We start from the raw sequence: 18,669 nt of genomic DNA on the forward strand, positions 1-18,669 counted from the left end.
GCTTCCATTGCGTTCCCGCGCCCCAGCGGCAGCGGTCGACCGCCCCATGCTACGACAGGGCGGCCTCCATAAACGACGAACCCCGGCCAGGCCGGGGTCCGTCTGCGATCTGCGCCGGCCTTACTTGGCGGCGATGACCTTGGCCATTTCCAGGCACTTGTTCGAGTAGCCCCACTCGTTGTCGTACCAGGTCACCAGCTTGACGAAGGTGCCGTCCAGGGCGATGCCGGCATCGGCGTCGAACACCGAGGTGCAGGTTTCGCCGCGGAAATCGGTGGCCACGACCTTGTCTTCGGTGTAGCCCAGGATGCCCTTCAGCGGGCCTTCGCTCTGTGCCTTCACTTCCGCGCAGATCTCGGCGTAGGTGGCTTCCTTTTCCAGCTCGACGGTCAGGTCGACCACCGACACGTCCGAGGTCGGGACGCGGAAGCTCATGCCGGTCAGCTTCTTGTTCAGTTCCGGGATGACCACGCCGACGGCCTTGGCCGCACCGGTGGACGAGGGAATGATGTTTTCCAGGATGCCACGGCCGCCGCGCCAGTCCTTGTTGGACGGGCCGTCGACGGTCTTCTGGGTGGCGGTGGCCGCGTGCACGGTGGTCATCAGGCCGCGTTTGATGCCCCACTTGTCGTTGATGACCTTGGCCAGCGGGGCCAGGCAGTTGGTGGTGCACGAGGCGTTGGAGATGATCGCCTGGCCGGCGTAGGTCTTGTCGTTCACGCCGAACACGAACATCGGCGTGTCGTCCTTCGACGGGGCCGACATGATGACCTTCTTGGCACCGGCATCGATGTGCTTCTGCGCGGTTTCCTTGGTCAGGAACAGGCCGGTGGCTTCCAGCACCACGTCGGCGCCGACTTCATCCCACTTCAGGTTGGCCGGGTCGCGTTCCTGGGTCAGGCGGATCTTCTTGCCATTGACCAGCAGATCGTTGCCCTGCACCGCCACGTCGGCCTTGAAACGGCCGTGCACGGAGTCGTACTTGAGCATGTACGCCAGATAGTCCGGCTCCAGCAGATCGTTGATGGCCACGATTTCGATGTCGTCGCCGAAGTTCAGCACCGCCGAGCGCAGGACGTTACGCCCGATGCGACCGAAACCGTTGATACCAACCTTGATTGCCATGTTCTCAAGCTCCTGCGGCCGCGACAGGTGCGGCGGGATGGATAGGGCCCACAAGTCTAGCAAACCGGGGCTGGCCACCGTGGGCCCGCCGGGGCCGGCAGCAGGCCGGCGGACAGGATTTGATCCGGATCAAAGCGTTAGCGCGGCGTGAGGCCGACACTGGCCCCATCCACCCAGCAACGAGAACACCCCCATGCGCAAGAGCTCCCCCCTGATCGTGGCCAGCCTGGCCGCCGCCCTGTCGCTCGCCGCCGCCCCGGCCATGGCCCAGTCCAAGGGCGACTGGACCGTCTCGGCCGGCGTCCACCAGGTGGCGCCGAAGTCGAACAACGGCTGGCTGGCCGGCGGCACCCTGAAGGTCGACGTCGACAATGACGTCAAGCCGACCATCACCGGTGAGTACTTCATCGCCGACAACCTGGGCATCGAAGTGCTGGCCGCGCTGCCGTTCAAGCACGACATCAACATCAACGGCCTGGGCCGCGTGGGCAGCACCAAGCAGCTGCCGCCGGTGGTGACCCTGCAGTACCACTTCAACAGCAAGGGCAAGGTGTCGCCGTTTGTGGGCGTGGGTGTGAACTACACGACCTTCTTCAGCGAAGACACCACCGGTGCGCTGGCTGGCAGCAAGCTGAAGCTGCAGGATTCGTGGGGCCTGGCCGCACACGCCGGCGTGGACTTCGCGATCGGCGAGAAGGGTGCCCTGCGCGTGGACATGCGCTGGATCGACATCGACAGCAAGGTGAAGTTGAACGGCGAGAAGATCGGCACGGTCAACATCGATCCGCTGGTCTACGGCGCGTCCTACGTCTTCAAGTTCTAAGCGGTGTGTTGAGCGCGGGGGCTTCGCCCCCGCTCCCCCGTTACACGCAAAACCCTCGCAGCATGTTGCCCCGGTGATTGCCGGGGCTTTTTTTTGTTTGTGCGAAAAGCACCGGCTTCTGGAACTGGGCGGAGAGGGTGAGGTGATCGGGACACGCCGTAAATACGTCCCTGTAGGCTCGATCGCCGCATCCATGCGGCGAACGGTCCCGATCACCTCACCCTCTCCACCCCTCCGATCTGCGCGCGCGTGCCAGCTCAAGCAAAGGTAAGAGCAGAAGCAGAACCTGTGCATCCGAGGCGTAGTGGTTGCCTGCAATTGCAGGAGGCAGGTTTTGATCCTGCATTTGATTTTGATGTTGCCTTTGACCTTTGCATCCGCCTCTGCGGCACTGTCTGGAGGGGAGCGCAGCGGGAGGGGCGGTGGGACCGTTGGCGCCATGGATGGCGCCATCGAGCCCCCATGGATGGGTTTACGGCGTGTCCCGCTGCCCCTCCCGCTGTGCTCCCACTTCGGAACAGGAACGCGCCGCTCTTCAATCCACCTACCCCGCTAGAATGTGCGCATGAAAGCCCTGCACTCCCTCTTCCTCGCCGCCGCCCTGGCGCCGGCCCTGCTGTCCGTCTCCGCCCCCGCCCATGCCTGGGGCGCGCAAGGCCACCGCCTGGTTGCCGAAGTCGCCGACGCCCGCCTCAATCCCACCGCCCGCGCCGAGGTGGACCGCCTGCTGGCCACCGAACCGGACGCCACGCTGGCCAGCATCGCGCCGTGGGCGGACCAGCTGCGCGCCAAGGACCCGGGCCTGGGCCGTCGTTCGGCCGGCTGGCACTACGTCAACATCGCCGAGGACAACTGCCATTACGAAGCACCGAAGCACTGCAGGAATGGCAACTGCATCGTCGAGGCCCTGAAGGCCCAGAGTGCCATCCTCGGCGACCGCAGCCTGACCGACGGCGAGCGCCTGCAGGCACTGAAGTTCGTCGTGCATCTGGTCGGCGACATCCACCAGCCGATGCACGCCGGTTACGCCCACGACAAGGGCGGCAACGATTTCCAGCTGCAGTTCGGCAACCGTGGTACCAACCTGCATTCACTGTGGGACAGCGGCATGCTCAACACCCGTAAGCTGGACGATGCCGGCTACCTGCCGGTGCTGCAGAGCCAGCGCGCGCCGAAGCTGGCGCGCCAGTCCAACCCGCAGCGCGACCCGCAGACGTGGGCCGAAGCCAGCTGCCGCATCTCCATGCAAGCTGGCGTTTATCCGGCGTCGCATAAAATCGGTGACGAATACACCGAGCGCTACCGGCCGCTGGCCGAAGCGCAGCTGCGACTGGCCGGTGAAAACCTGGCGCAGTTGCTGAACCGCGTGCTCGGCACGCGCTGAGGAGAGTTCCGATGCCGGTCCAGGTGCAGTCGTTCTTCCACCGTGACAGCAATACCTTCAGCTACCTGGTCAGCGACCCGGCCAGCGGCGAGGCGGCGCTGATCGACCCGGTCCTGGACTACGACCCGGACACCGACGCCAGCAGCGAATCACCGCTGCGCGCGGCATTGCAGGCCATCGAGCAACAAGGCCTGCAGCTGCGCTGGCTGCTGGAGACGCATGCCCACGCCGACCATGTGTCGGCCGGGCGCCGGCTCAAGCAGCGCTTTCCGCAGGCCACGCTGGCCATCGGTGAAGGCATCCGCGCGGTACAGGCGACCTTCGCACCGCGCTATGGCCTGCAGCTTCCAGGTGCGGATGAGATCTTCGACCACCTGTTCAGCGATGGGGAAACCTTTGCCGTTGGCGGACTGCATGGCCAGGTGATCGCCGTGCCCGGCCACACCAGCGACAGCATCGCCTACCTGATCGGCGATGCGCTGTTCACCGGCGACTCGCTGTTCATGCCCGACGGCGGCACTGCCCGCTGCGACTTCCCGGGCGGTGATGCCGCACAGCTATACCGCTCGATCCAGCGCCTGCTGGCCCTGCCCGATGCCACCCGCGTGTTCGTCTGCCACGACTACGGCCCGGGCGGCCGCGACTTCGCCAACGAAACCACCATCGGCGAGCAGCGCGCGCACAACATCCACGTGCACGACGGCGTGGCCGAGGCGGAGTTCGTCAGCGTGCGCCAGGCCCGCGATGCTACGTTGGAAGAACCGAAGCTGATGCAACCGGCGGTGAAGGCCAACATCCAGGGCGGGGCCTGACGCAGGCCGCTTTGCTCGCCGGGCAAGGCCCGGCGCTACCCGGGCATCGCGAGCGATCATTTCCCCTGCGTGCGCACCACATGCTGGCCCTTCACGATCTCGAAGGTGAAGGCGTACTGCAGGGTGACCGCCACCGGCTCGACGCGCTCGGCGCCGCGGCAGTCGCCGCGATCAGCGGGCACCTTGCCAGCCGCAAAGTGGCAGACCGCTGCGGACGAGTACTTCCACATCGCCACCGCCTCCTGCGCAGCCTGCAGCAGGGGCGCATTCTCGCGTGCAGCGCCCGCAGCGCAGTCCTGGCGATCGGTCAGCGGCATGCTGCGTTCGACGCTGCCCTGCGCATCAACCACCACCTGCAGGCAGATGGTGGTCGGCGCCAGTTCCGCGCGCGGATCACGATCGCCGACCTCCGGATCCGGTGCCGCGTACAGCTGCGGCATCCGGTAGCCTTCGGTCGCACCCAGCGAATACACCTGCAGTTGCCCACTGCCGCCGCCTGCCTGCGGCTGCAGGCGCTGGTGGCCGACATTCTCACTGCGGGTATCGACCGTAGTCAGGCGCTCCTGGCTCGCGCATCCTGCAAACAGCGCCACCGTCATGAGCAGCGGCGCACACTTCACTTCGCGTCCTCAGCGTCGTCCATGGCGAAGGTGATCGGAATCTTCACCGCCCCTGCAACCGGCTGGCCATGCTTGATCGCCGGCCGATAGGTCCAGCTGCGCGCCGCAGCAATCGAGACCGCATCAAACACACCCGGATTGGTGGCACTGAGCACCTGGACGTCAGTGGGATGGCCCTTGGCGTCCACTTCCACACGCAGGTTCACCACGCCTACCTGGCGCTGCTCGACCGCAGACTTCGGGTAGGACGGCGGTGGCATCTTGTCGACCTGGATCGGACGATCCAGTCCAGCCTTGGCCGCATCTTCTTCCGCAGTCGCGTACGGCTCGACACCGATCCTCGGACTCCCGGCCGTGCCGCCCTGGCTCGCCCACGCCACCGCTCCCATGCCCACGCACAACCCGACCACCAGCACCTGCCCGGACACCCACGGCAATGCCTTCCGCTTGGACTGCTTCAACATGGCAATACGCTCCTTCAACACGGGTTGGCTGCGCCAATGGCAGACCGCGGGCGCAACCGGATGGACCAGCTGCGCCTTCAGCAGCGTGCTGGCGTAGAGGCCGCGCAGCGCCGGCTGCGGGGCCATGGTGCGGGCGTCGCAGGCCAGTTCCTGGTCGCGCAGGAAGCGGCACGCGGCCCACGACAGAAGTGGATGGAACCAGAACACCGCGCGCACCAGCAGCAGCGCCCCATTGGCCCAGTGATCGCCATTGCGCCGGTGGCTGTGCTCGTGCTGCAGGATCAGGCCCTGTTCCTGCGCAGTGAACTGCTGGTCGAAGTCGGGACCGACCACGATCCGTGGGCGCCACAGGCCAACCAGCGCGGGCAGGCCAGGATCGCCGCTGGCCTGCCAGCTGCCATCGGTGCGCGGCTTCAGTGGGCCCATGCATCGTTCGAAACGACGCTGTGCGCGCAGGTCGCGCAGCAGGCAGAGGCCCATGCCCAGCGCCCAGGCCAGCAGCAACAGTCCAGCCCCAGGCACCGACCCACCCGCTCCACCGTCGGTGGCCCCCGGCATCACTTTCAGCGGCAGCGTGGGTACCTGCTGCAACAACGCAACCTGTGGCAACGGCAGCATCAGTGCCACCAGCAGCATCGGCAGCAGCCACCAGCTGCGGTAGGCCAACCCAGCGCCCCCCATCCGCACCAGCAATGGCCGCAGCATCGCCAGCAGGACCACCCCCACTGCCAGCCACAGGCTGGCCTGCCACAGTCCGTCGAGCAGCTCAGTCATGGTCCAGCTCCTGGATAAGCTTCTTCAGTTCGGCGATGTCCTGCGCGCTCAATTGGCCGCGCTCGCTGAAGTGCGCCACCAACGGCGCCACGCGTCCTTCGAACACACGGCCAATGAAGTCCTGGCTCTGCGCCTCCACCCACGCCTGGCGCTGCAGCAGCGGCCGGTACAGGTAGCGTCGGCCATCGCGCTCGGCGGCGATCGCGCCCTTGGTCAGCAGGCGGTTGAGCAGGGTCTTGATGGTCGGCTCGGCCCAGTCACGATGGGCCAGCGCGGCCACTACCTCGTCGGCGCTACGCGGTGCCTGCTGCCACAGCACCTCCATCACAACGGCTTCGGCTTCGCTGATCGGGGTCATGGTTTACATCCGTAATCGACGGTTCGATTACGCGCGTAATCAAATCTCCTGTCAAGCCCCTCGACTCCGGGTTCATCCCGGCTGCGCGAGCATCGATTCCTCCCGCCCCAGGCATCGGATGAAGGCGCTGCCCAAGAAGGAGTTCCCGGTCGAGCAGGCCCGTCGCTTCCTCGAACCCGGCCCGATCGTGCTGGTCAGCACCGCCTGGCGCGGCCAGCGCAACCTGATGACGATGGGCTGGCACATGGTGATGGGCTTCTCGCCTTCGCTGGTCGCCACCTACCTGTGGGACGCGAACCACAGCCACGCGCTGGCCCGTGGCAGCGGCGAGTGCGTGATCAACGTGCCCGGCGTGGAGCTGCTGGATACGGTGGTGGACATCGGCAACTGCAGCGGACGCGAGGTCGACAAGTTCGCCCGTTTCAAGCTCGACGCGCTGCCCGCGCGCGAGGTCGGCGCGCCGCTGGTCGGCCAATGCCATTCGAGCTTCGAATGCCGCTTGTACGACGACAGCCAGGTGGCGTCGAGCAACCTGTTCATCTGGGAAATCGTGTGCGCCCATGTTGCGCCCCGGCCGAAACTGCCGCGCACGGTGCATTACCGCGGCGATGGGCAGTTCATGGTGTCCGGCACGGAAGTCTCGCGTCGACGGCGGTTCAAGCCCGACATGCTGTAATGCCAGCACTCCCCCACACGCAGGACCGCCGCGCATGACCGAACACCTCACCGACCTGGACGCCGCCGTCGACTGGTTGTTTGCGCGCGTGGACGGGCCGCTGCGGATCGGGGCACCGCTGGCGCTTGGCAAGCCGCATCGGCTGCTCAATGCCCTGTATGCACGCGTAGAGCACGATCCGGCGCGGCCGCTGCAGCTGTACACCGCACTCTCGCTGAATCCGCCGAAGCCACGCGGCAACGGCCTGGAAGCGCGCTTCCTGGCGCCGTTCGCGCAGCGCCATTTCGGCGATGATTTCCCGCGCCTGGCCTATGCCGATGCGATCGCGCGCGATGCGCTGCCAGCCCATGTGCAGGTGGAAGAGTTCTACATGCAGTCCGGTGCCCTGCTTGGCTCACGACAAGCGCAGTCCAGCTATACCAGCCTGAACTACACCCACGCCGCCGACGCGGTGGCGCAGCGCGCACCGCAGGTGATCGTGCAGAAGGTGGCGATGCGACCGAACGACCGCCGGCTTTCGCTGTCGTGCAACAACGACATCACCCAGGACACGCTGGATGCAATGACCGCGCGCGGCCTGCCGCGCCCATTGATGATTGCCGAGATCGATCCGCAACTGCCCTATATGGGTGGCTCGGCCACGGTCGATGTGTCGTTCTTCGATCTGGTGATCACCCCGCCGCCGCCGTATCCGGCGCTGTTCGGGCTGCCGCGGCAGCCGGTCGGCGATGCCGACTACGCCATCGGCCTGTACGCCAGCACGCTGGTGCGCGACGGCGGCACCCTGCAGATCGGCATCGGCACGTTGGCTGATGCACTCAGCCATGCGCTGGTGCTGCGCCACACCGACAACGCGCGCTACCGCCGCGTGCTGCATGCGCTGGATCCGCAGCTGGCCAGCCATCCGCTGGTGCAGGAAATCGGTGGTGTGGACCCGTTCGAAGTGGGACTGTACGGCTGCAGCGAGATGCTCAACGAAGGCTTCCGCAGGCTGGTGCAGACCGGGGTGATCAAGCGCAAGGTGCACGACGACCTGGCGCTGATGCAGCGCATCGAGAATGGCAGCACGCTGTCGATCGACCACGCCACCCTGGCTGCCGAAGGCGAGTACCTGCACGGCGCGTTCTACCTGGGTTCGCCGGAATTCTACGAATGGCTGCGCACGCTGCCGGAAGACGAGTGCCGTGCGATCGGCATGCGCCGGATCAGCGAGATCAACCAGCTGTACGGCGGCAACGAAACACTGGAGCGCCTGCAGCGCCGCCATGCGCGCTTCTTCAACTCCTGCATGATGGCCACCGCGTTGGGCGCGGCGGTGTCGGATGCGCTGGACGATGGACGCGTGGTGTCCGGTGTGGGTGGCCAGTACAACTTCGTGGCGATGGCACATGCGCTGCCGGAGGCCCGCAGCGTGCTGATGTTCCGTGCCGCGCGCGATGACCAGGGCCGGCGCGAATCGAACGTGCGCTGGAACTACGGTCACACCACCATCCCGCGCCACCTGCGCGACATCTACCTCAACGAGTACGGCATCGCCGACCTGCGTGGGCTGACCGACGAGGACTGCGTGCATGCGATGACCGCAGTCACCGAAGCCCCGTTCCAGAGCGATCTGCTGCAGCAGGCACATGCCTCGCGCAAGTTGCTGGCGGCCGCGCAACCGGATCCGGAGCGTCAGCGGCGCAACACGCCACAGGCGCTGGCGGCGGCACTGGCGCCGTTCCGCGCTGATGGCAGCCTGCCGGACTATCCGCTGGGCAGCGATTTCAACGAGATCGAGCAGGTGCTGGTGAAAGCGCTGGCCTGGCTGAAGGCCAACACGCAGACCCGCGGCGACAAGCTGCGTACGGTCTGGGCAGCGCTGCGCCAACCCGCTGGCGACGGCGATGCGGTGTACCTGCAGCGCATGGGCCTGCAAGCACCGAAGGATTTCGCAGAACGCCTGGACGCGCGACTGCTGCGGCTGGCACTGGCGCGTACCGCCTGAGAAATGGGGACGGAGGGGATTAAGTCGTTTGTGCACAAACGACTTAATCCCCTCCGTCCCCTTTTTCTTGCGGCAAAGAAAAGGCCGGCATGCGCCGGCCTTTCCTTCATTGCACCGCGAGGCTGCTTACAGCGCCTTGGCGGCTTCCACCACGTGGGCGGTGGTGATGCCGAAGTGCTTGTACAGCTGGTCGGCCGGGGCCGAGGCACCGAAGGTGTCGATACCGATCACCGCACCGTCCAGGCCAACGAACTGGCGCCAGAAACCGGTGACGCCGGCTTCCACGGCCACGCGCTTGCGCACGGCGTTCGGCAGCACCGATTCACGGTAGGCCGCATCCTGGCGCAGGAACACGTCGGTGGACGGCATCGAGACCACGCGGGTCTTGAGGCCAGCCGCGTCCAACTGGGCCTTGGCTTCGGTAGCCAGCGAGACTTCCGAACCGGTGGCGATCAGGATCACGTCCGGGGTACCGGCCGCATCGGCCAGCACGTAGCCACCGCGCTCGATCTGGGCGATCTGCTCAGCGTTGCGGGGCTGGTGCGGCAGGTTCTGGCGGCTGAACACCAGGCAGCTCGGGCCGTCCTGGCGGGTGATCGCAGCCTTCCAGCTCACCGCCGACTCGACCGCATCGCACGGACGCCACACGTCGTTGTTCGGGATGTAGCGCAGCGAAGCCAGGTGCTCCACCGGCTGGTGGGTCGGGCCGTCTTCGCCCAGGCCGATCGAGTCGTGGGTATAGACGTGGATGGCGTGGGCCGGGATCAGGGCGCTCATGCGCACGCCATTGCGGGCGTAGTCGCTGAACACCAGGAAGGTGGCGTCGAACGGAATGAAACCACCGTGCAGGGCCAGGCCGTTGGCAATCGCGGTCATGCCGAACTCGCGCACGCCGTAGTACACGTAGTTGGCGTTGGCGTCGTCGCTGGCGACCGACTTGCTGCCCTTCCACAGGGTCAGGTTGGAGTGCGCCAGATCAGCCGAGCCGCCTACGATTTCCGGCAGCAGTGGGGCATAGGCTTCGATGGCCAGCTGCGAGGCCTTGCGCGAAGCGATCGTCGGGCCTTCCGCCGCCACCTGGGCGATGTAGGCATCGGCCTTGGCAACGAAGTCGGCCGGCAGATCGCCGTGCGAACGGCGGGTCAGCTCGGCGGCTTCGCCCGGATACTGGCTGGCGTACTTGTCGAACAGCTGTTCCCACTCGGCCTGGCGCAGAGTGCCGGCGCCATTGGCGCGCCAGCCGTCATAGATCGCCTGCGGGATCTCGAACGGGCCGTACTCCCAGCCCAGCTGCTTGCGGGTGGCTTCCAGCTCGTCCTTGCCCAGCGGTGCGCCGTGGCTGGATTCCTTGCCCGCCTTGTTCGGCGAACCAAAACCAATGGTGGTGCGGCAGCAGATCAGGGTCGGCTTGTCGCTCTGCGACAGCGCGGCCTCGATGCCGGCCTTGATGCTTTCCGGGTCGTGGCCATCGACGTCGCGGACCACGTTCCAGCCGTAGGCCTCGAAACGCTCCGGGGTGTTGTCGGTGAACCAGCCCTCGACGTTGCCGTCGATGGAGATGTGGTTGTTGTCCCAGAAGCAGACCAGCTTGTGCAGGCCCCAGGTGCCGGCCAGCGAGGCGGCTTCATGCGACACGCCTTCCATCAGGCAGCCATCACCCATGAACACCCAGGTGCGGTGGTCGACCACTTCCAGCTCCGGGCGGTTGAAGCGCTGTGCCAGCAGCTTCTCGGCCAGGGCGAAGCCCACGGCGTTGGCGAAACCCTGGCCCAGCGGGCCGGTGGTGGTTTCCACGCCCGGGGTCTCGTGGCGTTCCGGGTGGCCGGCGGTGTGGCTGCCCAGCTGGCGGAACAGCTTCAGCTGCTCGATCGGCAGGTCGTAACCGCTCAGGTGCAGCAGCGCGTACTGCAGCATCGAACCGTGGCCGTTGGACAGCACGAAACGGTCGCGGTTGAACCAGTGCGGGTTGCTCGGGTTATGGCGGAGGTAGTCGTTCCAGAGGACTTCGGCGATGTCGGCCATGCCCATGGGCATGCCGGGGTGGCCGGACTTTGCGGTTTCAACCGCATCGGCGGCAAGGAAGCGGATGGCGTTGGCCAACTGGCGACGGGTAGGCTGCGTCATGGTTCTGTCGGAATCGGGAGGCGGCCGCGGACGTGCGGGCGGCCTATTGTCCCATAGTCGTCGGGCGGGGGTCAGTCCAACGTGCCTGGCAGGTGCCGGCCGTTGGCCGGCACGTCATGATCTCCGCCGGATTCCGCATGTGAAAAAGGGGTCGGAGCCCTTTCCCTGCGGAAAGGAATCCGACCCCGATCAGGTCGCCAGCAGTGGCGTTGGACTCAGTCCTGCTGCGGCCCCAGCGCCGGGCCATCGTGCGACTCGCCCTTGGCCACCAGCGTGGTCAGGGCCAGGTCACCGGTCACGTTCAGCGCGGTACGGCACATGTCCAGGAAGTGGTTCACGCCCAGGATCAGGCCGATGCCCAGCGGGTTCACGCCGACCATCGCGCAGATCATCGCCACCACCGGCAGCGAGCCCGACGGCACACCGGCAGTGCCGATGCCACCGAGGATGCAGACCGCCATCACCATGATCTGCTGGCCGATGCTCAGGTCCACGCCGAAGAACTGGGCCAGGAAGATCACCGTCACGCCCTCGAACAGCGCGGTGCCGTTCTGGTTGGCGGTGGCGCCCACGGTCAGCACGAAGCGCGACACGCGCTGCGGCAGGCCCATCTGGTCGGCCACGCGCAGCGCGGTCGGCAGGGTCGCGTTGCTGGAGGCGGTGGAGAACGCCATCACCGTCGCTTCCTGGGTATCGCGGAAGAACGACAGCGGCGAGCGGCCGGACAGCCACACCGCGGTACCGTAGGTCACGATCATGTGCAGGCCGAGTGCCAGCACCACCACGCCCACGTAGGCACCGAGGCGGATGATCAGCTCGAAGCCGAACAGTGCGGCCAGGTTGAACATGAAGCAGGCCACCGCATAGGGGGCCAGGCGGATGACCAGGTTGATCAGGGTCATCGAAATTTCGAACACGCCTTCGATGGCGCGGCGCAGCGGGGCAACCTTCTCGTTGTCGGTCAGCACCATGCCGATGCCGAACATCAGCGCGAAGAACATCAGCGACAGGATCGCACCGTTGTCCGACGCGGCCTGCAGCACGTTGCTCGGCACGATCGACAGCAGCATGTCCATGCCCTTCGGCGTGCCATGGATGCCAGCGACGATTTCCTTGCTGCGCTCGGCGTTCTCCGACAGCATCAGTGCCGCGGTCTGCGGATCGACGCCCGCGCCCGGCTTGAGCACGTTGACCAGTACCAGGCCGATGCCCACCGCGATGCCGGACAGCAGCACGGTGTAGGCCAGCGTCTTCCAGCCGATGCGGCCAAGGGCGCGGATGTCGCCCATCTCCGATACGCCCATGATCAGCGCCGAGAAGATCAGCGGCACGATCAGCATGAAGATCAGGTTGAGGAACAGGCCCGAAGCCGGGGTGGTGACGTAGTCCATTACCCACTTGGCACCGGCCTGCAGACCATCGACGCTGCCGCCCAGGGCATGCACGATCAGTCCCAGGACCAGGCCGATCGCAAAGCCGATGCCCATCTTCCAATGCAGGGGCAACTTCTTCTTGTCGGCAGCAGCTGCTGTCATACGCGGGTTTCCTCGAAAAATGAATGCACTCTAACAAAGCGCGCAAGCGGCGCCGGTTCAGGTTCGCCGCGGTGGATACAGCGGCGCCAGGCCAGTTTCGGCGGTGCCCTTGGCCGCCGACCAGTGCGGTCCGTCACGGAAGACCTCGCGCAGGCGCGCGCGCAACGATGCCAGTTCGCCCTGCCCGCCCCAACGCGCCTGCTGCAGGTCCAGCAATACCTGGCGCTGGGCCGGGTCTTCCAGCCGGGCGATGACCTGTTCGATGCGTTCCACACCAGCCATCGCACACAGCTGTGCTTCCACCTGGTCGAAACCCTCGCCATCCAGCGCGCGGCGCAGTTCGGCCACGCCGGCACGTCCGCTCGCCACAGTCGGCACAGAGGACTTTCCGGCTGCAGGCGCCGCCGCACGCGGGCGGCGACCTCTCTGCCAGCCCCAAATCAGGGTCAACAGCCACAGCAGTGCCAGGCCGATGGCCGCCGCCATCCACGGCCACGGACGCTCGGACAGGCCGCTGGCACGTGGATCAGTCGCGGCGATACGCGCGTCCTGTCCATCAGTGCCGGGCAGCGCGGCGTCGGTGTCGATCGGTGGCAACGGTGCCGGTGAGGCAGTACCAGTACCGGTGCCGGCCGCAACGGCCAGCGTCAGGTCCGGCAACTTCGCTTCCTGTGCCTTGCCGTTGCGTACATCCCACCAGGGCAGGCGCGGCCCCGGTACCACCAGCGAACCTGGCTGGCGCGGCACGATCGAATAGCGGCGAGTGACCTTCAGGCGCGGCGTGCTGCCGTTGAAGGTCTCCTCGTACTGCGCAGGCTCGGCGAACACCTGCGCCGCGTTGCCGACATCGGGGACCGGCAGGTCGGTGAACTGTGCACGGGTGGCGCCTTCGGCAACCGCTTCGACCACCACGTTTGCGGCCTCACCGGTGCGGGCACTGGTCGGCGCACTGGTGTAGCGCAGCTGCAGGCTCTGCAGGGGCAGCCACGGCTGCGCGGCCTGCGCCGGCTGTGCCTGCACCTGCAGCGTGCGGTCGGCACTGGTGGCATTCATGCGGCCGTCGCCACCGCCGAAGAAATCATCGAAGAAGCCACCCGCGCTGCGCCCGCTGAAACGCGCACCCGCGAGTCGCAACGCGCCGCTGCGCTCGGGGATCAGCAGGAAACGTCGTTCGACCACGTTGTAGCGGCGCCCGTTGACCTGGCGCACATCGGTGCGATCGTCGCCCACGCGCTGCAACGACGCACCCGCCGGGGTATCCAGCACCAGCTCGCCGGAGGCAAGCTGCGAGGCGAAATACAGGCGCACCACCACGCCCACGCTCTGCTGTACATACGGCGTATCGTCATCGACAACAGTTTCGATGAAGGCCATCGCATTGCTGTCGGGCCCCGCCACGGCGGCCGCATCGACCTGCAGCGTCAGTGGCGCGGTGCGCACACTGCCCACCTGCAGGCCCGGCACCACCAGCGCACCACTGCGCCGTGGCGTCAGCGCCACGCCATACAGGTTGCGCTGCTGCATGCTGCCATTGCTCCACTCCACCTGGCGGCTGCTGGTCTGGCCGCTCAGGTCGAAGTCGGTGCGCAATGACGTGAAGTCAGGGGCGCCCTGGTCGCTCTCAACATTGAGGGTGACCGTCTCGCCCATCGCGATGCGGTCGCGGTCCAGCCAGGCGCGCGGCTGCGCCCAGGCCATCAGCGGCAGCCACAGCAGCAGTGCCACCAGTACCTGCAGTGACCAGCGCCCGTGCATGTTGATCGCCCGCGTCATCGCCCTTCCCTCTTCCTGCGTTCGTTTTCCAGCTGGAACTTGGCCCGCAGCAATGCGCCCGGATCATCCGGCACACGTCGCATCCACGCCTCGACTGCTTGCTGCTCCTCGCGCTGGCGCGGCGTGCGGCCCTCACCGCCCGGCACTGGCTTGCCGTCCTTGTCGGCCTCACCCTCGCGCGCCTGCTGCATCGCCTGCTGCATGCGCTGACGTTGCTGTTCGTCGGCCTGCGCCTGCGCCTTGGCATCCTCCACCTGCGGCGGTGCCTGCTGGCCATCGCGGCCCCGCTCGCCGGGCTGCGGTTTCGACTGCGAGGTGTCATCGCCGGGCTTGGGTTGCCCCTGCTGGCCTGACGACGGTTGGCCCTGCCCGGGCGACGTCTGGCCCTGCTGCGGCTGCCCCTGTGGGTTCTGCTGGCCCTGCGGGCTCTGTGGTTGCTTCTGCTGCCCGTTCTGCGGCGGCTTCTGCTGATCCTGGCCCTGGCCGCCACCGGATTGCTTGCGCTTGCGTGCGGCATCGACCACGGCGCGGTTGGCCACCGCATCGGCCATGCCCGGATGCAGTGCCAGCGCACGGTCGTAGGCGGCGATCGCGTCGTCGTAGTTGCCTTCGCGCGCCAGCGTGTTGGCCAGGTTGTACCAACCGGCATCGTTGTCGATGCCTTCGAACTGTTTGCGTGCAGTGGCGAAGTCGCCCTTGCGGTACGCCTGAACCCCCTCGGCCAGGCGCTGATGCTGTACCTGGTCGCTACGCTTCCACAGCGTGCCCTGCGCGGGTTGCGAGGCCTGCGTCGCAGGCGCCTGCGCCTGCACGTCATTCATCCATGGCATCAGGCCGACCGCGAGCACTGCTGCCAGCACCGCACGACGACGGAAGGCCAGCAGTGCCAGCAGCATCACCGGCGGCAGCAGCCAGAAGCCTTCGTCACGCCACTGCTTGCCTTCGCCCGGCCGCTGCGCCGCCGTGCCCTCGCGCGCGTCGAGTACACCGAGCGCACGCAGGTCGCTGTCATCGGCGGAGATGCGTGCATAGCGGCCGCCACCTGCAGTAGCGACTGCACGCAGGCTGCCCTCATCCAGCGCAGCCTGGCGGATCTGCCCACTGCCATCGCGGTAGGCCGCACCGGCTGGCGTGCCCAGGCCCAGCACCGACACCTGCAGGCCCAGGCCGCGCGCCTGCGCCGCCGCCAGTGCCGCTTCGCTGTCTGCCTGATCGCTGACCAGCAGGATCTGCCCCTGCAGCGCACCGATCTGCCGCATCAAGCGTGTCGCCCAGTCGATGCCGCGGTCGGCACGCTGGCCATCACGCGGCATCACGTCCGGCGACAACGCATCCAGATACAGCGCGACGTTGCTGCCATCGTCGGTGAGCGGGGCCACGGTGTAGGCGTCATCGGCGTACACCACCAGACCCACCTGTCCGCCCCGGCGCGCGCGCAGCAACTCGCCCAGTTTCGCCCGCGCCTGCAGCAGGCGTGACGGTGGCAGATCGGTTGCCGTGATCCGGCTGGACAAGTCCAGCACCACCAGCAGCGGTGCGCTGGCCTGGAACATCGGTTGCGCCTGTTGGCGCCAGCTCGGCCCCGCCATTGCCAGCGATGCCAGTGCCCAGCCGAGCAGCAACACCCAGGGCAAACGTGCCCGCCGCCTTGCACCGGCGGCCAGCAGGTGCGGCAACAGGTGCGCGTCCACCGCCTGCCGCCACACATCACTGCGCCGTTGCCGGTACAGCGCCAACGCGATGATCAGCGGCAGCGCCAGCAGTGCCCACAACCACTCGGGCCGCAGAAAGTGCAGCGCGTTCCAATCGGGAAGATTCGAAGCAAACGCGATCATCGGCGACGCTCCGGCCACAGCCATGCCAATGCGCCCAGCAGCAATGCCAGGCCCAACGGCCACGCATAGCGTTCCTCGCGCGGGCGCAGGCTCGGCCCCTTTGCGGCGACCGGCTCCAGGCGATCGAGCTCGGCATAGATGCCGGCCAGCTGCGCGGTGTCCCGCGCACGGAAGAACTGGCCACCGGTCATGCTGGCGATCTTCTTCAGGGTGGCCTCATCGACCGGATCCTGGTCGGTGGAAATCGGGATACCAAACAAGCGCATGCTGCCATCGCCGCCAAACGCGACCGTGTGGATGCGCACGCCTTCGGCACGCGCCACTTCCGCGGCGCGCAGCGGCTCCAGCACACCGGCATTGCTGACACCATCGGTCAACAGGATCAGTACGCGCTGCCCCTCCGGCTGGCTGCGCATGCGCTTCACTGCCAGGCCGATGGCATCACCGATGGCGGTCTCGCGCCCGGCCAGGCCGACCACGCTGTCGCGCAGCTGGTCGCGCACGCTGGCCAGGTCCGCGGTCAGCGGCGTGAGCGTGTAGGCGCGGTCGCCGAAGATCAGCAGGCCGACGCGGTCGCCGGCACGACGATCAAGGAAGTCGGCAAGCACGGCCTTGGCCGCGGTGAGGCGATCGACCGCCTGGCCGCCCAGCACCATGTCGCCCTCGCCCATGCTGCCGGACACATCCATCGCCAGCATCATCTGCCGCCCCTGCTGCGGCGGCGTGATGGCTTCGCCCAGCTGCTGCGGTCGCGCCAGCGCGATGCACAGTGCACACCAGCCCAGCCACAGCAGCAACGTGCGCAACCACGACACTTCAACACGGCCGCCACCAGACAGCGCTTCCAGTTCGGCAGCCGCATAAGGCACACGCAGTGCGGCGCCCGGTTCTGCACGGCGCTTCCACCAGTGCATCAGCAGCGGCAACGGCAGCGCCAGCAGGGCCAGCGGCCACGCCAGCTGCAGGTCCGGCCATGGCCAGTAACTTGCCAGCAGGTTCATCGGCGACGCTCCAGCAGCATCGCCAGATAGCGCTCGCGGGCCCAGCTGCGCACAGCCGCCACGTCGTTGCTGTCGACGCGCGGGCGATACGCGCCTTCGGCCAACAGGCTGCGGCGCGCATCGGGCAAGGTGCCCTGCGGGTCCAAGCGTTGCCACCAGGCATCATCGCGCAACGATTCGCTGCCCGGCTTCGCATGGCGTGCGGCACGGCGCAGCAGTCCTGCGATGGCCGCCAGTTCGGCCGCGGCGTCGCTGGTAGTTGCCAGTTCCTGATCGAACTGCTGCAACCAACGCTGGCGACGGCGGCGACGTCGCCACATCAGCACGGCGATCACCAGCAGCACCAGCGCGACCACCGCGCCGATCATCAGGTAACCGGGGGCTGGCGGCCACCAGGACGGTGCCGGTGGCAGCTGCACATCGCGCAACGGCAGCGCGGCGCTCATGCCGGCACCTCGGTCGGTGACGGCGCCAGCCAGGCGTCGCTGGGCGCATCGGTGGACAGCACCTGCACATCAACACGGCGTGCGCCGAGCTGGCGCCGCAGTTCCTGCAGCGGCTCGACGAAGTGTGCCTGCCAGTGCGCCTGCACCTCGCTGCGACGCAGGTCGAGACCGATACGCTGCTGCGCGGTCTGGAACTGCAACGCCGCCGAGGGAGGATGCAGTTCCAGCGGATCGACCAACAGCACCAGGCTGAGGTCGTGATGCTGGGCCAGCGCGCTCCAGCGCGCCGGTGGAATGCGGATGGCCTGCTGCGGATCGGCCAGCACCAGCATGCGTGCCCCCGGGCGCAGCACGCGACCGGCATGATCCAGCGCGCGCTCCAGGCCCAGATCGTCGGCTGGCGGCTGTGCGTACCAGCGGGTCAGCGCGTCGAGCACGCGCAGCACGCCGCGTGGACCACCTGAGGGGGCGATCGGCGCTTCGCGGTCGCTGCCACGCAGCGCACCCACGCGATCGCCACGGCGCTGCGCCGACCACGCGGCAACAGCACCCGCGCGTGCGGCCTGCACCGATTTGAAGCGCACGCGGGTACCGAAGTACAGCGCCGGCGACGTGTCGGCCACGATCAGGCTCACCCGCTCGCGCTCGGCCTGGAACAGTTTGGTATGGGCGCGGCCGGTGCGTGCCGTCACGCGCCAATCGATGTGGCGCGCGTCGTCGCCGGCCACGTATTCGCGCGACTCGGCGTACTCCATGCCGCGGCCGCGCAGTGGGGACGGTGCCTGGCCCGCGTTGCCGGTGCGGCCACGGCGCGGCGGCGGCGGACGCTGTGCCAGCCGGCGCAGCGCGACCAGTTCGGCCAGCTGTGGGCGCAGCCCGTCACCTTCGAGCGCAGACGGGGCCTGTTCCAGGGATGGATCGGTCATGCGCAG

Annotated in this window: 16 protein-coding genes; 5 read left to right on the plus strand and 11 right to left on the minus strand. The window is 67.4% G+C overall.

Annotation, left to right across the window (positions count from 1 at the left end):
• Window positions 1-120: 120 nt before the first annotated feature.
• Window positions 121-1,125 carry a type I glyceraldehyde-3-phosphate dehydrogenase gene (gene gap, locus EGM71_RS16485; RefSeq protein ID WP_049465610.1) on the minus strand — a complete coding sequence of 335 codons (1,005 nt, stop codon included), beginning with the start codon at window positions 1,123-1,125 and terminating at the stop codon, window positions 121-123.
• Window positions 1,126-1,318: 193 nt separating this feature from the next.
• Between gap and EGM71_RS16490 the strand changes: the two genes are divergently transcribed.
• The 3 genes from EGM71_RS16490 (at window position 1,319) to EGM71_RS16500 (ending at window position 4,144) form a co-directional block, all read left to right on the plus strand.
• A complete protein-coding gene (locus EGM71_RS16490; protein ID WP_188485729.1) occupies window positions 1,319-1,948 on the plus strand; it encodes an OmpW/AlkL family protein in 630 nt (209 codons plus the stop codon).
• Between the two features lie 565 nt (window positions 1,949-2,513).
• The gene (locus EGM71_RS16495) at window positions 2,514-3,332 is read left to right on the plus strand and encodes a S1/P1 nuclease (RefSeq protein ID WP_188485730.1); all 819 of its coding nucleotides are present in this window, start codon (window positions 2,514-2,516) and stop codon (window positions 3,330-3,332) included.
• A gap of 11 nt (window positions 3,333-3,343) precedes the next feature.
• Entirely contained in the window at window positions 3,344-4,144 is an 801-nt protein-coding gene (locus tag EGM71_RS16500) for an MBL fold metallo-hydrolase (RefSeq protein WP_188485731.1), read from the plus strand.
• A gap of 56 nt (window positions 4,145-4,200) precedes the next feature.
• Here EGM71_RS16500 and EGM71_RS16505 read toward each other — a convergent pair whose 3' ends face one another.
• From EGM71_RS16505 to EGM71_RS16515, 3 genes are read right to left on the minus strand one after another with little or no spacing between them, the layout of a single operon-like run.
• Window positions 4,201-4,764, minus strand: a complete 564-nt coding sequence (locus EGM71_RS16505) for a hypothetical protein (RefSeq protein WP_188485733.1) — start codon at window positions 4,762-4,764, stop codon at window positions 4,201-4,203.
• Window positions 4,761-6,002 (minus strand): M56 family metallopeptidase, encoded by a 1,242-nt coding sequence (locus EGM71_RS16510; RefSeq protein ID WP_188485735.1) that lies wholly within the window; start codon window positions 6,000-6,002, stop codon window positions 4,761-4,763. The genes EGM71_RS16505 and EGM71_RS16510 overlap by 4 nt, the downstream gene beginning before the upstream one ends.
• Complete coding sequence (locus tag EGM71_RS16515; protein ID WP_012481135.1) at window positions 5,995-6,360, minus strand: BlaI/MecI/CopY family transcriptional regulator; 366 nt, start codon at window positions 6,358-6,360, stop codon at window positions 5,995-5,997. Before EGM71_RS16515 ends, EGM71_RS16510 begins: the two co-directional genes overlap by 8 nt.
• A 118-nt stretch (window positions 6,361-6,478) precedes the next feature.
• On the opposite strand from EGM71_RS16515, the gene EGM71_RS16520 reads away from it, so the two are divergent.
• Window positions 6,479-7,036, plus strand: coding sequence for a flavin reductase family protein (locus EGM71_RS16520; protein WP_188485737.1), 558 nt, complete (start codon window positions 6,479-6,481; stop codon window positions 7,034-7,036).
• Between the two features lie 34 nt (window positions 7,037-7,070).
• The gene (locus EGM71_RS16525) at window positions 7,071-9,023 is read left to right on the plus strand and encodes an acetyl-CoA hydrolase/transferase C-terminal domain-containing protein (protein ID WP_188485739.1); all 1,953 of its coding nucleotides are present in this window, start codon (window positions 7,071-7,073) and stop codon (window positions 9,021-9,023) included.
• Window positions 9,024-9,149: 126 nt separating this feature from the next.
• Here EGM71_RS16525 and tkt read toward each other — a convergent pair whose 3' ends face one another.
• The 7 genes from tkt to EGM71_RS16560 all read right to left on the minus strand — a co-directional run bounded on the left by tkt (window position 9,150) and on the right by EGM71_RS16560 (window position 18,663).
• Window positions 9,150-11,147 carry a transketolase gene (gene tkt, locus EGM71_RS16530; RefSeq protein WP_188485741.1) on the minus strand — a complete coding sequence of 666 codons (1,998 nt, stop codon included), beginning with the start codon at window positions 11,145-11,147 and terminating at the stop codon, window positions 9,150-9,152.
• A gap of 215 nt (window positions 11,148-11,362) precedes the next feature.
• A complete protein-coding gene (locus EGM71_RS16535) occupies window positions 11,363-12,682 on the minus strand; it encodes a dicarboxylate/amino acid:cation symporter (protein ID WP_188485743.1) in 1,320 nt (439 codons plus the stop codon).
• A gap of 57 nt (window positions 12,683-12,739) precedes the next feature.
• Window positions 12,740-14,455, minus strand: coding sequence for a BatD family protein (locus EGM71_RS16540; protein WP_188485745.1), 1,716 nt, complete (start codon window positions 14,453-14,455; stop codon window positions 12,740-12,742).
• A complete protein-coding gene (locus EGM71_RS16545; protein ID WP_188485747.1) occupies window positions 14,452-16,290 on the minus strand; it encodes a VWA domain-containing protein in 1,839 nt (612 codons plus the stop codon). Before EGM71_RS16545 ends, EGM71_RS16540 begins: the two co-directional genes overlap by 4 nt.
• Window positions 16,287-17,291 carry a vWA domain-containing protein gene (locus EGM71_RS16550; RefSeq protein ID WP_188485749.1) on the minus strand — a complete coding sequence of 335 codons (1,005 nt, stop codon included), beginning with the start codon at window positions 17,289-17,291 and terminating at the stop codon, window positions 16,287-16,289. The genes EGM71_RS16545 and EGM71_RS16550 overlap by 4 nt, the downstream gene beginning before the upstream one ends.
• Window positions 17,288-17,737 (minus strand): DUF4381 family protein, encoded by a 450-nt coding sequence (locus tag EGM71_RS16555; RefSeq protein ID WP_188485752.1) that lies wholly within the window; start codon window positions 17,735-17,737, stop codon window positions 17,288-17,290. Before EGM71_RS16555 ends, EGM71_RS16550 begins: the two co-directional genes overlap by 4 nt.
• Window positions 17,734-18,663, minus strand: a complete 930-nt coding sequence (locus tag EGM71_RS16560) for a DUF58 domain-containing protein (protein ID WP_188485754.1) — start codon at window positions 18,661-18,663, stop codon at window positions 17,734-17,736. The genes EGM71_RS16555 and EGM71_RS16560 overlap by 4 nt, the downstream gene beginning before the upstream one ends.
• Window positions 18,664-18,669 lie beyond the last annotated feature (6 nt).

Source organism: Stenotrophomonas maltophilia (assembly GCF_006970445.1).
In the GTDB taxonomy this organism is placed as follows: Bacteria; Pseudomonadota; Gammaproteobacteria; order Xanthomonadales; family Xanthomonadaceae; genus Stenotrophomonas; species Stenotrophomonas maltophilia_AU.

Bases quoted from the DNA above. Each gene is read 5' to 3' on its own strand.
- gap (WP_049465610.1), bottom strand. From the start codon at position 1,125: ATGGCAATCAAGGTTGGTATCAACGGTTTCGGTCGCATCGGGCGTAAC.
- EGM71_RS16490 (WP_188485729.1), top strand. From the start codon at position 1,319: ATGCGCAAGAGCTCCCCCCTGATCGTGGCCAGCCTGGCCGCCGCCCTG.
- EGM71_RS16495 (WP_188485730.1), top strand. From the start codon at position 2,514: ATGAAAGCCCTGCACTCCCTCTTCCTCGCCGCCGCCCTGGCGCCGGCC.
- EGM71_RS16500 (WP_188485731.1), top strand. From the start codon at position 3,344: ATGCCGGTCCAGGTGCAGTCGTTCTTCCACCGTGACAGCAATACCTTC.
- EGM71_RS16510 (WP_188485735.1), bottom strand. From the start codon at position 6,002: ATGACTGAGCTGCTCGACGGACTGTGGCAGGCCAGCCTGTGGCTGGCA.
- EGM71_RS16515 (WP_012481135.1), bottom strand. From the start codon at position 6,360: ATGACCCCGATCAGCGAAGCCGAAGCCGTTGTGATGGAGGTGCTGTGG.
- EGM71_RS16520 (WP_188485737.1), top strand. From the start codon at position 6,479: ATGAAGGCGCTGCCCAAGAAGGAGTTCCCGGTCGAGCAGGCCCGTCGC.
- EGM71_RS16525 (WP_188485739.1), top strand. From the start codon at position 7,071: ATGACCGAACACCTCACCGACCTGGACGCCGCCGTCGACTGGTTGTTT.
- tkt (WP_188485741.1), bottom strand. From the start codon at position 11,147: ATGACGCAGCCTACCCGTCGCCAGTTGGCCAACGCCATCCGCTTCCTT.
- EGM71_RS16535 (WP_188485743.1), bottom strand. From the start codon at position 12,682: ATGACAGCAGCTGCTGCCGACAAGAAGAAGTTGCCCCTGCATTGGAAG.
- EGM71_RS16540 (WP_188485745.1), bottom strand. From the start codon at position 14,455: ATGACGCGGGCGATCAACATGCACGGGCGCTGGTCACTGCAGGTACTG.
- EGM71_RS16545 (WP_188485747.1), bottom strand. From the start codon at position 16,290: ATGATCGCGTTTGCTTCGAATCTTCCCGATTGGAACGCGCTGCACTTT.
- EGM71_RS16550 (WP_188485749.1), bottom strand. From the start codon at position 17,291: ATGAACCTGCTGGCAAGTTACTGGCCATGGCCGGACCTGCAGCTGGCG.
- EGM71_RS16555 (WP_188485752.1), bottom strand. From the start codon at position 17,737: ATGAGCGCCGCGCTGCCGTTGCGCGATGTGCAGCTGCCACCGGCACCG.
- EGM71_RS16560 (WP_188485754.1), bottom strand. From the start codon at position 18,663: ATGACCGATCCATCCCTGGAACAGGCCCCGTCTGCGCTCGAAGGTGAC.